The organism is Pseudoduganella buxea, assembly GCF_009720835.1.
GTDB classification, from domain to species: domain Bacteria; phylum Pseudomonadota; class Gammaproteobacteria; order Burkholderiales; family Burkholderiaceae_D; genus Rugamonas; species Rugamonas buxea.
On the sequence record NZ_WNKZ01000106.1, the window covers coordinates 1 to 17,249 of the forward strand.

A 17,249-nucleotide genomic window follows, 5' to 3' on the forward strand; every position below is an offset into this window, starting at 1 on the left:
TGGGCTGGATTCACGGGCTCGACTGTCGGCACCTGAGCACGCCGCAGCAATTTTTACGGGCTGCATTGTTCCCGGCAGGAAGCTAAATGCCGGTGAGACAGTTCACCGCGACCGGGTGACAGCGCCATAACAAACCGCCCGGCGAACCGGGCGGCAAAGTTACAACACAACAACCTGTAATCAGAAGCGGGCGGTCGCGCTCAGGAAGATGCGGCGGCCCAGGGCGTCGTAGGTCGATGGGTAGGTGTTGCCGTTACCCAGGCCCGTGGCCAGTTGCGACGTCAGCGGCGGGTCGCGGTCGAACACGTTGTTGATACCGAACATCACCGTGTAGTTGCGCTTGTACGTGTACGTCGCAGCCAGGTCCATGTAGTCGCGCTTGCCCAGTTCGCGGTCGACGGCATTGGTGCCGGCGAACGGTTCCGTGCTGCCGCCGTTGAGCAGCGGGTTGTCCGACAGGTCCTGCAGCTTGACGGCATTGATGTGACGCCACGTTACAGCCAGGTCGACGTTCCACGGCGTGCCCCAGGTGGCGCGCACCTTGTGACGCCATTTCGGGTTCGGCTGGTCGCACTTGTTGGCACCGTAGTAGCCCACGCAGTCGTACTCGCCTTCGCCCTTGATTTCCTCGGTCGTCAGCTTGTCCAGGTAGGTGCCGTTGAAGGCCAGGCCGAAGCGGCCCCACTCGCCCATGCGCATCGCATAGTTCGCGCCCAGGTCGACGCCGCGGGTGTGCTGGCCGCCGATGTTCTGCTGGGTCGCGACGACGCGGCCATTGTCGAACAGCCACAGCGAACCGGTACGGTCACGCGTGATCAGCGAGCAGAAGCGTGGGTCGGCGGTGGTCAGGCACTTGTCCAGGGTGGTGGCAGGATCGACCAGGCCGATCTTGTCTTCCACCTTGATGTCGAAGTAGTCGATCGTCATCGACAGGTCGCGCGTCGGGGTCAGCACGAGGCCGAAGGTTTTCGACTTGGCCTTTTCCGGCTGCAGCGACGTGCTGCCGCCTTGCAGGTAGTTGTACTGGCCGGCCGGGCTGTCCGAGATCAGGCCGTACTGGGCAGGGGTGACACCCGTGTTGGCGCAGGCTGCCAGCGATGCGCTCGGCGTGGTGCCGGCGCAGGGATCGGCGTCCATGTCGAACAGGTTGTTGCCCTGTGGCGTGTACAGCTCGATCAGGTTCGGTGCGCGCACGGCCTTCTGGTAGGTGGCGCGAACACGGACCGAATCGACCGGCGACCAGATCACGTTCAGGCCGAAGGTGTTGGTCTTGTTGCCGGTGCTGTAGTTCGAATGGCGGTACGAACCGTCCAGTTGCAGCAGCTTGGCGAACTGCATGTCCTGCAGGACCGGCAGCTTGAACTCGCCGAAGTAGTCGCGCACCGAGTATTGGCCGGACACGCCGCCGGTCGGGCCGCCCGAACCGGACAGGTCGCCGGCCTGGGTGGCCGCATCCGTCATCAGTTCCAGTTTTTCGCGGCGGTGTTCGAAGCCGAACGACACGCCCACGCCGTCTTTCGCCGTCGGCAGCTTCCAGCCGTACTCGCTCAGGTCGGCACCCAGGGTGGCACCCTGGAACTGCTGCTCCGTCGAACCCTTGCGCATGCCCGGGATCTGCAGGTAGCCCAGCATTTCCGGCGTGATCGCGCCCAGCTGGTAGACGTTGTACGGGACGCAACCGGCGTCGCCGGAGGCGCAGGCGGCCTTGCCATTGACGTTGATGACGTCCAGGGCCTTGTCGATGCGCTGCGACGAGAAGTAGTTCTGTTCGCTTTGCGAGTAGATCACCTTGGCCGACTGCGCATACACGTCGTACGACCAGCCCCCGATGTCGCCCTGGACGCCGAACAGCTCGCGGAACGAGGTGTTGCGGTATTCGGACTGGCGGCCGCCGCCCTCGACGTTGCGGCGGTTGACGACCACTTCGACCGGGTTCGCGGCCGTGATGCCCAAGGTGTCCTTCAGCTGTTGCGACAGGAAGGGATTGTCGTTGCGCAGGGTGGCCGAGTTGCCGAAGATGCCGCCCGGGGCGATCTGCGCCACGGTGCGGTCGTCGTGGAACGAGAAGTTGGAGTAGATCCGCATCTTGTCGTTGACGTCGTAATGGATGTTGGCGTTGAAGCCGTAGCGCTCGGAAGGGCGCTGGTAGTGATTGATCGGACCGAAGTTGTACTGGTCGAGAGCGTTGTTGAAGAGGCGCGCGTTGCCGCTGCTGTCCACGGTGTAGACCTTGCCCTTGTTCGGGCCGTCCAGGGCCTGGATACGGCCGGTGGCATTGGTGCCGGAGCCGCCGCAGGCGAAGCCCGTGGCCGTCGAGCTGACGGTACAGGCCGAGAAATCGCGGTCGGCCTGCAGCAGTTCGTCTTCCTTCTTGTAGCTGAAGAACAGGGTGGCGTTACCCTTGTCGTCGGCGAAGTTCGAGCCCATCAGCAGGCTGGCATCGCGCGACTTGCCGTCCCAACCCTTGTCGCCGGGCAGCGAGAACTGCGAAGGGTTCGATGCACCGCGCGTTTCGACCAGCTTGGCGATGTCGCCGCCGTTCTGCTGGTGGTTGAAGCCGCTCATATTGGCTTCGATCTGCAGACCCTGGAAGTTGTCCTGCATGATGAAGTTGACGACACCGGCGACGGCGTCGGAGCCGTAGACGGCGCCGGCGCCGCCCGTCAGCACTTCGACCTTCTTGATCAGCGGTGCCGGGATCTGATTCAGGTCGGCCGCCGTGTTGGTCGGGCTGCCCATCGGCAGGCGCTTGCCGTTGACCAGCACCAGCGTACGCTCCGCACCCAGGCCGCGCAGGTTGACGGTGGCGGTACCGGTGGAACCGTTGACGACGTTGCCGCCCTGGTCGGCGAATACCTGCGGCATGTTGTTCAGCAGGCTTTCGACGTTACGCACGCCGTCCGTCTTGATGTCCTTGGCCGTGATCGTCGTCACGGGGCTGGCCCCGACCAGGTTCAAGGTGGGAATACGCGAACCGGTCACTTCCACCTTCGTCATTGGGGCTTCTGCAGCCGGGTCTGCCTGTTGGGCATGGGCTGCCTGCATTCCCAGTGCCATGCCGGATGCGCAGATCATGCGTACTGAGCGGGACAACACTTTTTCCATCGCCATATTGATGATTCCTATCGCCTAGTGATTAAACGGATGCCCGCCGGCCGCGCCACCGGGCGTATTGCAAATTCGTCGTTGCCAGGCCATCAAACCATTGGCGGCAATTTACTGTCAATCAATGAACTTGCGCGCAAATGGCGCACGAACGCGCCATTGCGGTGCAAATTTCGGCGGAAAGCCACGATCCGAAAACAGGAAAAGCGAGGTTATTGGCAGAAATTACAGCGAATTGCATGCAGGAAGTCATCATGCTGCTGCGCACCATTTCAGTGCGGAAAGCCATCATGAGAAAGGGAAAATAAATTGCCGGAAAGACCTGTTTTGTTACAAAAGCGTTACATTAGCGCGACAAAATGCGTCATAAATGAATTATTTGATGCTAAATTACGATAAAACCGGATGAAGGGAGACGGGGACGCTTCGGACATTTGGACGCGATTCGGCGTCAGTCACCGAATCCGACAACGAATCCGGATGTGCCACAACGCCGGGCCCATCCCAGGCGGGGACAGTTCCCCGGGCGCCGCGGCGCTCCGCGACTTCCTACCGCCGTTTTGACACGGTCGAGCGCAGCGACGTAAAAAAAGCGGCGCCGAAGCGCCGCTTTCAATGTTGCGAGCTGCCGATCAGAAGCGATACGAACCGGACAGGTAGAACTGGCGGCCCAGGGCGCTCGAGTACGACGGGTTGTAGCCCACCTGGTGCGAACCGGCGTTGCGCAGCGAGAACGGCGGGTTGCGGTCGAACAGGTTGACGATGCCGGCCGTGATTTCCACTTTCGGCATCGGGCGGTAGGCAACCTGGTAGTCGAAGGTGGTATAGCTCGGCACGCGCAGGGTCACGCCGTAGCACGCCCCCGGCGAGCCGGCCACGATGACGGCGCAGTCGTCTTCCGTCTGCGCCTTGTCGGTGTAGCCATTGCGGTAGGCCGCCGTCAACGTGTGGGTGTATTGCTTCGTCTCGAACGAGGACGAGGCCTTCACCACGTGGCGGAAGCTGACCTTGTCGTTGATGCCATAACGGTTCAGGCTCGTGGTCCACTCGTCGTCCTTGCCCGGCACCGTGTAACGGGAACGGAGCAGCCAGGTGCCGGCCAGGCGGCTGGTCAGCTTGCCGCCGTAGACGTTCAGCTTGTGCGTGAAGTCGTAGTCGACGCCGCGGTTTTCCGTCTTGCCGATATTGATCGGCAGCAGTTTCACGGCCAGCACGTCCTCGCCGGTGGCGTTGATGTGCTTGGTGGTGAACAGGTCCGGGTACTTGCCGGGGTTGGCGAAGATGTCCGCTTCGTTGACGGACGACACCTGGTCGCGGATTTCCACGTTCCACAGGTCCAGGGCCATCGAGATGCTGCTGGTCGGCTCCCACACGGTGCCGATCGACCACTGCTTCGATTTCTCCGGCTTCAGGTTCGGGTTACCGCCCTGGAAGGCCTCGAACTGCTGGCGGCCCACGCCACCGCAGTACGACGCCAGCGGATGATTCGAGCCCGCCAGCGGGCACTGGTAGTTGCCGCCGGTGACGCCCCAGTCTTCCAGCACGCCGGCGATTTCCTGCATCGAAGCGGCACGGAAGCCCGTGCCGGCGGCGGCGCGGAACATCAGGTTCTTCGTGGCCGAGTACTTGCCGGACAGCTTCCACGTTGTGGCGTTTTCCTTGTTGCCGATCTTCTGGCCCGTCAGTTTGTCCTCGATGGCCCCGATCTGGTCGTAACGGGCCGACGCCGTCAGTTCCAGCTGCTTCGACACGGGCATCATCAGCTCGGCATAGGCGCCGGCATTGTCGCGCTCGTAGCCGCTGTCGACGGCGCCGCCGTCGTTCAGGATGGCGGCCGACTTGGCCACGTCTTCCTGGGCCATCGTGAAGGCGGTATTGCGGTAATCCACGCCCACGCCCAGCATTGCCGTGCCGCCCGGCAGCGCGAAGGCGGAACGGGAAGCGCGCGCATCCCAGCCCTTCATCGTCACCGTCTGCGTGTTGTACAGGCCGGAGAAATCGCTGGCCCGCAGCGCGGCGCGGGTGGCGTCGGACACGCTGCCCGAGAACGGGTCGATCAGGCCGGCATCGACGGCGGCCTGGAACTTGTCGGCCAGCGGCGAGCCGCCCACGTAGTCCTGCTTCTGCTTGTTGCGCGACCACGTGATGGCCGAATTGACATCCCAGCCGAAGGCATTGCCGTCGACGCCGGCGACGACGTGGGTGGCCTTGGTGCCGTAGTCATAGACGCGGTTGCCCAGGCCCGTTGCGCGGTAGTTGGCCACGGCACTGACGGCGTTGGCCGCCTGCTCGGCCGTCAGGTTCGGCAGGATGTACTGGTTGTACAGCGCCGAGCCCTGGGCGATGGAGAACTGGGCCGGCATCGGCGCGATGCTGGCGCGCACGTTCGCTTCCGTGTACGCGAGATCGTAGAAGGCGTTGAAGCCGCTCTGGCCCAGTTTCATGCTGCCCGAGCTGAACAGGGCGTCGCGTTTCGTTTCCGGGTTGATTTCGATGGTCGACGGCGAATCGAAGTAGCAGTTGCCGTCGCCGTAGAAATCGTGGTTCTGCGGCGCGCAGCCGCCGTTGGCCAGTGCGTACGGGTTCAGGTTGACGGACTCGATGCCGTCGGCCGTGCGGTATTTGACGGTAGCGTTACCGGGAATGGCGCGCGAAGAGCCGTTGATGAACTGCAGCGCGCGGCCCGTGGCCGGATCGGTGAAACCGATGACGCCCGTGCTGGCGAAGTCGCGCTGGGATGCCTTCAGCGATTTCTGCACGTCGTGGCTGGCCGAGAAGAACACGCTGTAGCCGTCGTCGTCGATGTCGCCAAAGCCCTTCGAGATCGACACGGAATTCGACGCGCCGCCCGATTCCTGGGGACGGTTGTACTTGGCGTTGATCTCCCAGTCGGAAGCGCCTTTCTTCAGGATGAAGTTGACCACGCCGGCAATCGCGTCGGCGCCGTACAGGGCCGAGGCGCCGTCGGTCAGCACTTCCACGCGCTCGATGGCCGACAGGGGAATCGAGTTCAGGTCGATGGTCGTGCCGGAATTGGCCGGTGCCACGCGGCGTCCGTTCAGCAGCACCAGGGTGTAGGCCGAGCCGATGTCGTGGATCGACGCGGTGGTGACGCCGCCGCCGCCGCCGCCGACCGAGTCGGCCGCCACGGAGAAGCCCTGCATGGCGGGGATCTGCTGGATGAAGTCCGTCACCGTGGTGACGCCGGACTTCTTGATGTCCTTCTGGTTGAACGACTGCACCGGCAGCGAGGCCTCGGCGGCGATGCGCTTGATGGACGAGCCGGTGATCTCAACGCGCTGCATGGGCTGGCCGGCTTCCTGTGCGGTCGCGGCGTGCATGCCCAGTGCCAGGCTGCCCGCGAACATCACGCGCAGGGAGCGAGACAAAACTTTCTCAATCATTGAACTTCTTTCGTAATTGCGAACGACAAAACAACTTTCGCCGGATAGGGCGGAAGGAGACGCAGCCCATTGCTGCAACTGTTGGTTACATTTATAAGGTAACTTCAAGCCCCCGCAATTCTCACAAATAATCACGGGGTGCGTATCAAACCACCACCTACGCCTTTTTGTCAATTTTTGTTTGGTTTTGTAAAGGAAAGTGAAGCTTTTCTACTAACTTTGTCAGGGGGCTGGGCGGGTGGCAGGAAAGGCGATGGTAGATACATCTGTGAAATGTATTGCCATGAACAAGTGCAGGGCACGATGGCGAAAAAAAAGGCGACCGTAAGGTCGCCTCCGAGCGCCGCTTCGGACAATGCCGAGCGGCTGAGTCAAATTCCGGGACAGTCCCCGAATTTTCCGGGACTGTCCGGATTGTTCCGATCAGAAGAACTTGTAGCTGGCGCCGAACTTGAAGTAGCGGCCGACGGCGCCGGAGGCGTCCATCGGGTTGTAGCTCAGGCCGCCGTACGTCAGCGGATCGAGCGGTGCTACCTTGTCCAGCACGTTGTTCACCGAGGCAAACAACGTCAGCTGCTTGTTGACGGCGTAGCGGGTCGACAGGTCCAGGGTCGTGAACGAGGCGATTTCGCAATCGGTCGTGCCCGGCTGACCGTTGGCCAGGGTCGAGGCGCAGACATTGCCTTCGAACAGGATGTTCTTCATCTTGTCACGCCAGTTGATGTTGCCGCTGACGTTCAGGGCGCCGATATCCCACGAGGCCGATGCGTTGACCTTGTTCTTCGGCGTGCCGGCGCAGTTCGACGTATCGCAGTTGCCGTGCGTGCCGGCGAACTGGTAGGACGTCGTCGCCGATTCCTGGCGCTTCCACGAGGCGGTGTGGCTGACCACGACGCCCAGCACGAGGCGGCCGTAGTCGCCCAGGCGCAGGCGCTGGCGCACGTCCAGGTCGACACCGGACACTTCCGTGAAGCTGGAGTTGCGGTACGGCGCCTGCGTCATGATCAGGGTGCCCGAGTTCGGGATCACCTGGCCGTTGACGATAAGGTTGTTATCCGAACGGATGGCCGTCGGCAGGGCGGCGGCTTCGTTGTACGGCATCGGGTTGATCTCGTTGCTGCGCTTGATCTTCCAGCCGTCCAGCGCGACGCTGGTGCCGTCGAACGGGTCCCAGACCATCCCCAGGGTGACGCCTTTCGACGTTTCCGGCTGCAGCTTCTCGTCGCCGACCTTGACGGCCGACACGCTCAGGCCGCAATCGGTGGAGGTGGCGCCGCCGGCGGCCGGCGCGCCGCCCGGGCAGCGGATCGGATCGCGCACGGTGGAGTTGCCGGTCGACTGCGACTTGCTGCTGCCTTCGGCCGCACCCGGGGCCCGGAAGCCTTCCGTGTAGGTGCCGCGCAGGGCGAAGCTCTTCATGGGCGTCCACTTGATGCCCGCTTTCGGCGTGGTCGAGTTGAAGTTGTCGTATTTGTCGTAACGCACGGCGGCCGACAGTTCCAGGCCCTTCAGCACGGGCGCCAGGATCTCGGCGTAGACGGCCGACACCTTCGAGTCGCCGAAGGCGGCCACATAGTTCGAGTTGATCGAGCCGTTCTCGGAACCGGACAGCGAAGGGTTGCTCAGCTTCTCGCGGCGGTGCTCGGCGCCGAAGGCCAGGCCCATATTGCCGCCCGGCAGGGCGAACAGCTCACGCGAGGCCTTGAAGTCGATGACGGACAGGCTGCTCTTCGAGTTCGACATGGCGTTGACCACCATTGCTGCGTACAGCGAGGCCGGGTTGCGGCCGGCCTGGGCGCCGATGTAGTACGGGAAGTACTGCGACGTCGGGTCGCTCAGGGCGGCGCGCATCACGTTCATGTTCAGCATGTTCGTGTAGACCAGTTCCAGCTGCGAGTCGGAGTAGGTGTAGCCCGTCTCCCAGTCCCAGCCCATGGCCGAACCCTTGATGCCGGCCACGAAGCGGCGGAACTCGTTGTTGGCGTTACGCACGCTCGGGCCGATGTCGGCCGCCAGGTAGCGGATCCGCGCCGGCGCGCCGAACGGATTCTGCGGGTGCGAGGCGGCCATCAGGTTGGCGTTGCCGTAGTTGATGAAGCCTTGCGGATTGGCGGCGTTCGGCGGGAAGGCCACGGTCGGCGTCAGCGACGGCGGCACCATCGTAAACGACGTGTCGCGCTTGGAGTAGCCCAGCTCGATATAGGCCTGGGTGCTGTCATTGATCTGGAACGTGCCCTTGCTGTACAGGTTGATCGACTCGATCTCCGGCTGCATGTCGCGCCACTGGTTGACGTGGTACAGGCAGCCGCCGTTGGCGCCGGCCTGGTTGGTCGTTTCGCTCAGGCTGGCGCAGCCGGGCAGGCCCAGGTAATTGGTCGTGACGGGATCGCGCACGGCACCGGCCGGGCCGGGGCTGGCGCTGTTAGTGCCGCTGATATAGCCGCCGGCGAACTGGGTGCCGACGGGGAAGCCGTAGGAACGCAGGTCGCCCGCGCCGATGTGCTCGCGCCGGCGGGACCGGTCCTTGTTGGCGATGCTGTCCGACTGGAAGTACTCGGCGTTGACGACCCAGTTGTACTTGTCTTCGTCGAGGTTGCCCTGGCCATAGGTGACGGAGGCCTTGTTCTGCTTGCCGTCGTCGTAGCGCGACCAGCCCGTGTCGCCCTTGATTTCCAGGCCCGTGAAGTCGCGGCGCAGGATGATGTTGACGACGCCGGCGATGGCATCGGCGCCGTAGGTCGAGGAAGCGCCGTCCTTCAGGATCTCGATGCGCTCGACGATCTGCATCGGCACGGTGGACAGGTCGGTAAAGCTTTTCTGGCCGTCGTCGGCACGGGCGAACGGCGCCATGCGGCGCCCGTTCAGCAGCACCAGCGTCGACGTGGCCCCCAGGCCGCGCAGCGAAATGGCGGTGGAGCCGGCGGCAAAGCCATTGCCGAAGCCAGTCGGCAGCGAGCCGGCGCCGTCCACGGCCAGGGTCTGCAGGTATTCGGCCACGGTGCCTTTACCGGAGCGCATCAGCTCTTCACGGCTGACCACCTGCACGGGCGACGCCGTTTCAGCAGTGGCGCGCTTGATGCTCGAACCCGTGATCTCGACGCGCTGGATACTGTCGGGGGCGTCCTGCGCGGCGGCGTTGCCTGCCATGCCCATTGCTGCCACGGTGCCGGCGAACAGCAGGCGAACCGATCGGGCCATCATTTTCTCTACCATGAGCAATCTCCACATATGAATTTCTGAAACGAGCGACAGACGGTACTTCTGCAATGCTCTCGTGGAAAAGCCGTATCGGCTTGTCCGGCTTCAGATGAAAACATCGGCAATATTGCACGTCAACAGCGTTCGCCTTTGCAGCCCGCACCATGTTGGCCAGCGTTTTCCCAAGCTGGTGCAATACTTCCGACTGCAGACGGTTCCAGTCCGGTACTCGCCCTAACGTCGGGGAACTGCACCAAAAACCGCGCCGGCATTGTGCAGGTGCATTTCTCAAAATATTGTGGAAAATTTACAACGGCGCGCGGGGCACCGGCCAGCCACAGGAGCACATGGTTGCCGATGGCCGCCGATGACGGCGATATGCGTTATCGTTATGGCTTTTCGGGCGCTCGGCGCCGCTGCCAGGGAGTTTCATGCCTGCCTTTCTGTTGCGCCGCCTGGGGCAGATGCTGCCCACGATGCTGGGTGTCGTGCTGCTCGTGTTTTTCCTGTTTAACTGGGTGGGCGGCGATCCTGCCTATATCCTGGCCGGCAAGATGTCGAGCCCGGAAGCCATCGCCAATATCCGCCGGCAGCTGGGCGTCGACCAGCCCTACACCGTCCAGCTGGGCATCTTCCTGAAGCAGGTCGTCACGTTCGACTTCGGCCAGAGCTGGGCCACGGGCGAACCGGTGCGCCAGATCATCGCCACCCGGCTGGGGCCGTCGCTGACGGTGCTGGTGCCGATGACGGTCCTGGAAACCCTGATCGGCATCGCGCTGGCACTGGCGGTGGCTTTCGTGCGCGGCTCGCTGACGGACCGGGCCGTGATGGTCGCCTGCACTGTCGGCATGTCGGTGTCGATCCTCGTGTATATCATCGTGTTCCAGTACGGCCTGGCGTACCGGCTGGGCCTGTTCCCCGTGCAGGGGTGGAGCGACAGCTTCGCCGACAACCTGCTGCGCTATGCGCCGCTGCCCATCCTGATCGGGCTGACGGTGTCGATCGCGCCCACGCTGCGGCTGTACCGCAGCTTCGTGCTGGACGAAGTCAACCAGGATTACGTGCGCACGGCGCGCGCCAAGGGCCTGTCCGAGCGGCGCGTGATGTGGGTGCACGTGCTGCGCAATGCGGCCATTCCCATCATCACGCACGTGATGGCCAATCTGCCCGCATTGCTGATCGGCGCCTTCCTGCTGGAACGCTTCTTCGGCATTCCCGGCATCGGCCGCGAAGTGATCCTGGCCGTCGAACGGAGCGATTTTCCGGTGATCAAGGCCATTACCGTCTGCGTCGCGGCCGCGACGATGGCCTTCAACCTGCTGGCGGACCTGCTGTACCGCGCCGTCGACCCGCGGGTGCAGCTGTGATGCCCGTTGCCGACCACGGCCATGCGGGCCTGTGGGCTCTGGCCTGGCGCCGCCTGCGCGCGGACCGGCTGGCGATGGCGGCCCTGGCCGTCGTCGCCGCCTGCCTGGCGATGGTGCTGATGTCGGCGACGGGGCTGGTGGCGGCCGACTGGGAAGACGAAGTGGCCGTCAACTACGCACCGCCGGCCTTCGTGGGCGCGCCGCCGGACGCGGCGGCCGCGACCGCAGTCACGCGGGCCGTGCCGGATAACCCCTTCGACCCGCTGGCGGCCGAGCTGCGCGCCTTGCGGGCCGAACTGGCGCGCGAGCATCCGGAAGCGAACGCCCCGCGCCGCGCCACCTTGCCGTTTGGCGCCGACAAATGGGGCCACGATATCGTCAAGAAAACCATCAAGGGCGGCGAGACGTCGATTGTCGTCGGCCTGGTGGCGGCGCTGCTGGCGGTGGGGCTGGGCACCCTGTTCGGTGCCGTCTCGGGCTTCTATGGCGGGCTGGTGGACGATTTCTTCAACTGGTTCTACAGCGTCTTCACGGCCATTCCGTCGATCCTGATGATCCTGACGGTGGCGGCCGTGCTGCAGCAGAAGGGCGTGCTGACCATCGTGCTGATCCTGGGCTTGACGGGCTGGACCGGCCCATACCGGCTGATCCGCGCGGAGTACCTGCGCCACAAGGCGCGCGAATACGTGCTGGCGGCCGATGCCATCGGCGCATCCCCCTGGCGCCGCATATTCGGCCATATCTTCCCCAATGTCAGCCATGTCGCCCTGGTGCAGCTGTCGATCCTCGTGGTGGGCTTCATCAAGGCCGAAGTCATCCTGTCCTTCCTCGGCTTCGGCGTGCCGGTCGGCGTCGTGTCGTGGGGATCGATGCTGAACGAAGCCCAGAATGAGCTGTTGCTGGGTAAATGGTGGCAGTTGGCGGCAGCGGCCGTGGCGATGGCGGTGCTCGTCACGGCCTTCTCGCTGCTGGCCGATGCCTTGCGCGACGCCCTCGACCCGAAAGTGAAATCATGACGCCGCTCCTTGACGTACGCAACCTGCGCATTGCCTTCCGGGTCGACAGGCACGGCACGGTAGATGCCGTGAAAGGCGTGTCCTTCGTCGTGCCGGCCAATGCCACGGTGGCCCTGGTGGGCGAATCGGGCAGCGGCAAGTCGGTCAGCTCGCTGGCCGTGATGGGCCTGCTGCCGGCCGACACCACCGTCGTCGACCCGGCCGGCCAGGTGCTGTTCGACGGGCGCGACATCCTGCACCTGGCAGGCGCGCAGCGGCGCGCCCTGTGCGGCAGCGCGATCTCGATGATCTTCCAGGAACCCATGTCGTCGCTCAATCCCGTCTTCACGGTGGGCTTCCAGATCGGTGAAGTGCTGCGCCGGCACATGGGCATGGGCCGGGCGCGGGCGAGGGCGCGCACCCTGGCGCTGCTGGAAGAGGTCGGCATTCCCGACCCGGCCGTGAAGATCGACGCCTATCCCGGCCACCTGTCGGGCGGGCAGCAGCAGCGCGTGATGATCGCCATGGCGATCGCCTGCGAGCCCAAGCTGCTGATCGCCGACGAGCCGACCACGGCGCTGGATGTGACGATCCAGCAGCAGATCATGGCCCTGATCGCCCGCCTGCAAAGAGAGCGGGGCATGGCCGTACTGTTCATCACGCACGACCTGGGCCTGGTGGCGGAGATCGCCGACCACGTCATCGTCATGCGCCACGGCGAGATCCGCGAGGCCGGGCCGGCGGCCCAGGTATTCGGCGCCCCGCGCGACCGCTACACGCGTGCGCTGCTGCACTGCCGTCCGCCGCTCGATACGCGGCCGTGGCGTCTGCCCGTGATTGCCGACTATCTGGAGGCGGAAGAACGGCCCCTGGCGGTACGCCAGCGTCAGCGCGGCTATGGGCCGGACGATGACATCGTGCTGGACGTGCGCAAGCTGAAGAAAAGCTTCTGGCTGCGCGAAGGCCTGTTCGGCAAGCGCGAGTTCCAGGCCGTCAAGGAGGTGTCGTTCCAGCTGCCGCGGGGAAAAACCCTCGGTGTCGTCGGCGAATCGGGCTCCGGCAAGAGCACCATGGGCCTGACCTTGCTGCGGCTGCACCAGGCCTCGGGCGGCAGCGCCCTGTTCGACGGGCGCGACCTGCTGGCACTGAGCCGGCGCGACTACCACGTCTACAAGCGGCGTATCCAGATCATCTTCCAGAATCCGTATGCGTCGCTGAACCCCCGCTTCACGGTGGGGCAGATCCTGCTGGAGCCGATGCGGCTGCACGCCATCGGCGCGGACGACCGCGAGCGCGTGAAGCGGGCACAGGCGCTGCTGGAGCGGGTAGGCCTGCCGGCGCAGGCGTATCACCGCTATCCGCACGAGTTCTCCGGCGGCCAGCGCCAGCGCATCGCCATTGCCCGCTGCCTGACGATGCAGCCGGAAATCCTCGTCTGCGACGAATCCGTGTCGGCCCTGGACGTGTCCGTGCAGGCCCAGGTGCTGAACCTGCTGCAGGATCTGCAGGACGAATTCGGCCTGTCCTATATCTTCATCTCGCACGACCTGGCCGTCGTGAAGTACATGTCCGACACGGTCATGGTGATGAAGGCGGGCGAAGTGGTGGAGATGGCCGACGCGGACGAGTTGTACCGCAATCCCCGCCATCCCTACACGCAAGCGCTGCTGGCGGCTATCCCGCAAGGCCCCCCGCGATATGCGTGAATTGCGCTAAGATAGACGAACTATGGCGAACTTGATTTCCCTCCTGCAGGAGTATGGCGTACTGATCGTCTTTGTCGTCGTCCTCGTCGAGCAGATGGGGGCGCCCATTCCCGCTTACCCCATCCTGATCGTATCGGGCGCGCTGGCCATGGATGGCGGCACGCCGCTGGCGGGCGTGCTGGCCGTCAGCCTGTTCGCCTGCATGCTGGCGGACCTGTTCTGGTTCCGCGCCGGCCGCCATTACGGCAAGCGCATATTGAAGCTGCTGTGCAAGATATCGCTGTCACCCGATTACTGCGTCAGCCAGACCGAGGACAACTTCCGCAAATGGGGGCCGAAGTCGCTGATCTTCGCCAAGTTCATCCCCGGTTTCAACACGATCGGCCCGCCGCTGGCCGGCGCCATGGGCACCCGGGTGCCCGTGTTCTTCGCCTTCAGCGCGCTGGGCGGCCTGCTGTGGAGCATCACGGGCATCGGCATCGGCGCCTATTTCCACGCCAATGTCGACCAGGTGCTGGACATGCTGTCGACGATGGGCAGCACGGCCCTGTCCGTCCTGGCCACCTTGCTGGTGCTGTTCGTGCTGTTCAAGTATGTCGAAAGGCGCCGCTTCCAGCGCGCCATGCAGACCGAGCGCATCAGCGTCGAACAATTGCGCGCCCTGCTGGACGACGGCCACCAGCCCGTGCTGGTCGACGCCCGCAGCGCCACGGCGCAGCAGCTCGAAGCGCCCGTGCCGGGCGCGCTGCTGGTGGACGGCGACCCGCTGGCCGTGCTCGGCGCGCTGCCGCGCGACCGCCACATCGTCGTTTATTGCAGTTGCCCGAACGACGTCACGGCCGCCACCGTCGCCAAGCAGCTCCAGCAGCACGGCTACACGCTGGCCAAGCCCCTGCATGGCGGCCTCGACGCCTGGAACAGCGCCTTCGGCAGCGAACGCGATGTCGTCGTTGCCGAACACATCCCCGCCGACCTGCGGTCCTGATCCGCTGCCAGGCGACATTTTCCACGTCAACGTCGGCCTGCTGCGCCGGATCGACCGATTTTCGGGCAAGGTTGTCACAAAACGGGGGGCTGACACCGGTGTTGTGACAACTTCCGGGTGCAGTGGTAGTCATACTACTGTCGGGTTGGCGCGGTTTTGCGTCGTTTTTCACCATCCTGTACTAAAACTACATCTGACTCTTGCGCCCTTGCTAAGAAATCCGATAGGATGAGGCCTCAATCATTTTCATCTGACTCATGAACGCCATGTCCGATACCGCGTCGCTGAACACCCCTTCCGTATTTCCTGGCGGTGCGCGCCTGCTGGCGGACGTCGGCGGCACCAATGCCCGCTTCGCGCTGGAGACGGCGCCCGGCCAGGTCGGCCACATCCACGTGCTGGCCTGTGCCGATTACCCCACCCTGGCCGACGCGCTGCGGGCCTATCTGGCGCTGCCGGACGTTGCCGCGGCCGCGCCCGGTATCAGGCACGGCGCCATTGCCATCGCCAATCCCGTCACGGGCGACATGGTGCGCATGACCAACCACCACTGGGAATTCTCGATCGACGGCCTGCGCCGCGACGTCAACTTCGACGTGCTGGCCGTGGTCAACGACTTCACGGCGCTGGCCCGCTCGCTGCCCCATATCCCGGCCGCGCAGAAGCGCCAGGTGGGCGGCGGCACGGCCATCGAGGGTACGCCGCTGGGCCTGATCGGCGCCGGCACGGGCCTGGGCGTGTCCGGCCTGATTCCGTCGCCGGCCGGCTGGACGGCGCTGCTGTCCGAAGGCGGCCATGTCAGCTTCCCGCCGATCAACGAGACGGAAGTGGCGATCCTGCAGTTCGCGTGGAAGGAATTCGAACACGTGTCGGCCGAGCGCCTGCTGTCCGGCGTCGGTATCGAGCTGATCTACCGCGCGCTGGCGGCGCACCGCCATATCGCCGCCGAGGTGCTGGGCGCGCCCGAGATCGCGCAGCGTGCGCTGGAAGGTACTTGCCCCCTGTGCGACGAAACCATCGAAGCGTTCTGCACGATGCTCGGCACCATTGCCGGCAACCTGGGGGTGACCCTGGGCGCGCAGGGCGGCATCTATATCGGCGGCGGCATCGTGCCGCGCTTGGGGGCGCGCTTCGACAATTCGGGTTTCCGCGCCCGCTTCGAAGCGAAGGGGCGGTTCCGCGCCTACCTGTCGGCCATTCCCACCTTCGTCATCACGGCCGAATACCCGGCCTTCCTGGGCGTGTCGGCGATCCTGGCCGAACGGCTGGCGCTGGCCTGAGCGGGCTGGAGAAATGCCCGCGCGGCGGCACCGGATACGGTACGCAACGCGGGCAATTGCACTTTTCCCGATTTTATCGGTTACAATGACCAGAGTTGGATGAAACGGCAGCGTGTGCCATCGGCTGAATTTACGCCATGGCTGCACGTCAGGCTGACAGGGCTTCCTGAACTGGTCGGCAGTTTTCTCCCCGAAAACAACTCTCTCCATCTGTGACTTCACCGCCCCGGCGCCTTGCGACCCGGCGGCTTCCGGCATGATGCAAGCACAAGATTGTTTATGGATACAGCTGAGGCCAAGAAAGTCCTCGAAACCGCGCTGCTTTGCGCTCGTGAGCCGTTATCGATTCACAGCCTGAAAAAGTTATTCGTCGATACCGACGACCAGGGGCGCCCCCTCGGCGCCGGTGTCGGTGGCGACACGATCAAGGACCTGCTGGAGCAGTTGCGGCAGGACTGGCAGGGGCGGGGCATCGAAGTAGTGGGTCTCGCCTCCGGCTGGCGCTTCCAGAGCCGGCCCGAAATGAAGCAGTACCTGGACCGGCTCAATCCGGAAAAGCCGCAGAAGTACTCGCGTGCCACGCTGGAAACGCTGGCCATCATTGCCTACCGCCAGCCCGTGACGCGCGGCGATATCGAAGAGATCCGCGGCGTGGCCGTCAATTCGCAGACGATCAAGATGCTGGAGGACCGTGGCTGGATCGACGTGGTCGGTCACCGCGATGTGCTGGGACGCCCGGCACTGTTGGGCACCACCAGGCAGTTCCTGGATGACCTGGGATTACAAACGCTGTCCCAGCTGCCGCCTTTGCAGCAAATCAGCGATGTGCAGAATGCCAATTCGATGGAAGTCCTCGAAGCCGCGCTGCAAGAGAATTTCGAGAGGGCGGCCCATGCCGCCGATGTCCCTGACAATGTAGCGCCCGACGAAGCACCCGCCGCGAGCGCGGCGCAGGACGACGCGCCTGACGCTGACCCCAAGCAAGAACAAACGAATGAACAATACAGATAACACCCACGAGACCGGCGCGCCTGCAGCCGAAGCCGCCGTCAAGCCGAAGCGCCGTACCAAGGCGCAGATCGAAGCGGACAACGCCGCGCTGATCGCGGCCGGCGGCACGCCGAAACCGAAACGCACGCGCAAGACGGCCGATGCCGCCGGCGCCGATGCCCCGGCGGCGTCCGCGCCCGCCGAAGCCGCACCCGCTGG

At 64.4% G+C, this 17,249-nt stretch carries 10 protein-coding genes and 1 pseudogene; 8 read left to right on the top strand and 3 right to left on the bottom strand.

From position 1 onward, the window contains the following. Window positions 1–180 precede the first annotated feature (180 nt). The gene (locus tag GM672_RS24075; protein ID WP_229417916.1) at window positions 181–2,997 is read right to left on the bottom strand and encodes a TonB-dependent receptor domain-containing protein; all 2,817 of its coding nucleotides are present in this window, start codon (window positions 2,995–2,997) and stop codon (window positions 181–183) included. Window positions 2,998–3,245: 248 nt separating this feature from the next. On the opposite strand from GM672_RS24075, the gene GM672_RS24080 reads away from it, so the two are divergent. Beyond that, the gene (locus GM672_RS24080) at window positions 3,246–3,413 is read left to right on the top strand and encodes a hypothetical protein (RefSeq protein ID WP_155473068.1); all 168 of its coding nucleotides are present in this window, start codon (window positions 3,246–3,248) and stop codon (window positions 3,411–3,413) included. Between the two features lie 324 nt (window positions 3,414–3,737). Here GM672_RS24080 and GM672_RS24085 read toward each other — a convergent pair whose 3' ends face one another. Beyond that, a complete protein-coding gene (locus tag GM672_RS24085; RefSeq protein WP_170300218.1) occupies window positions 3,738–6,494 on the bottom strand; it encodes a TonB-dependent receptor in 2,757 nt (918 codons plus the stop codon). A 438-nt stretch (window positions 6,495–6,932) separates the two neighbouring features. Next, window positions 6,933–9,722 (bottom strand): TonB-dependent receptor, encoded by a 2,790-nt coding sequence (locus tag GM672_RS24090; protein ID WP_229417917.1) that lies wholly within the window; start codon window positions 9,720–9,722, stop codon window positions 6,933–6,935. Between the two features lie 416 nt (window positions 9,723–10,138). On the opposite strand from GM672_RS24090, the gene GM672_RS24095 reads away from it, so the two are divergent. The 7 genes and pseudogenes from GM672_RS24095 to GM672_RS24125 all read left to right on the top strand — a co-directional run. Further along, window positions 10,139–11,074: an ABC transporter permease gene (locus tag GM672_RS24095; protein ID WP_155473070.1), complete on the top strand. Its 936-nt coding sequence runs from the start codon at window positions 10,139–10,141 to the stop codon at window positions 11,072–11,074. Beyond that, entirely contained in the window at window positions 11,074–12,090 is a 1,017-nt protein-coding gene (locus tag GM672_RS24100) for an ABC transporter permease (protein ID WP_155473071.1), read from the top strand. The genes GM672_RS24095 and GM672_RS24100 overlap by 1 nt, the downstream gene beginning before the upstream one ends. Continuing rightward, window positions 12,087–13,775: an ABC transporter ATP-binding protein gene (locus GM672_RS24105; RefSeq protein WP_155473072.1), complete on the top strand. Its 1,689-nt coding sequence runs from the start codon at window positions 12,087–12,089 to the stop codon at window positions 13,773–13,775. The genes GM672_RS24100 and GM672_RS24105 overlap by 4 nt, the downstream gene beginning before the upstream one ends. Before the next feature lie 22 nt (window positions 13,776–13,797). Beyond that, window positions 13,798–14,760 carry a DedA family protein/thiosulfate sulfurtransferase GlpE gene (locus tag GM672_RS24110; RefSeq protein ID WP_155473073.1) on the top strand — a complete coding sequence of 321 codons (963 nt, stop codon included), beginning with the start codon at window positions 13,798–13,800 and terminating at the stop codon, window positions 14,758–14,760. Between the two features lie 266 nt (window positions 14,761–15,026). After that, window positions 15,027–16,040, top strand: coding sequence for a glucokinase (locus GM672_RS24115; RefSeq protein WP_155473074.1), 1,014 nt, complete (start codon window positions 15,027–15,029; stop codon window positions 16,038–16,040). Window positions 16,041–16,319: 279 nt separating this feature from the next. Further along, window positions 16,320–17,051: an SMC-Scp complex subunit ScpB gene (scpB, locus tag GM672_RS24120; protein ID WP_155473075.1), complete on the top strand. Its 732-nt coding sequence runs from the start codon at window positions 16,320–16,322 to the stop codon at window positions 17,049–17,051. Beyond that, window positions 17,035–17,249 (top strand): annotated as a pseudogene (locus GM672_RS24125) (hypothetical protein); the annotation flags it as partial. The gene scpB and the pseudogene GM672_RS24125, both read left to right, overlap by 17 nt.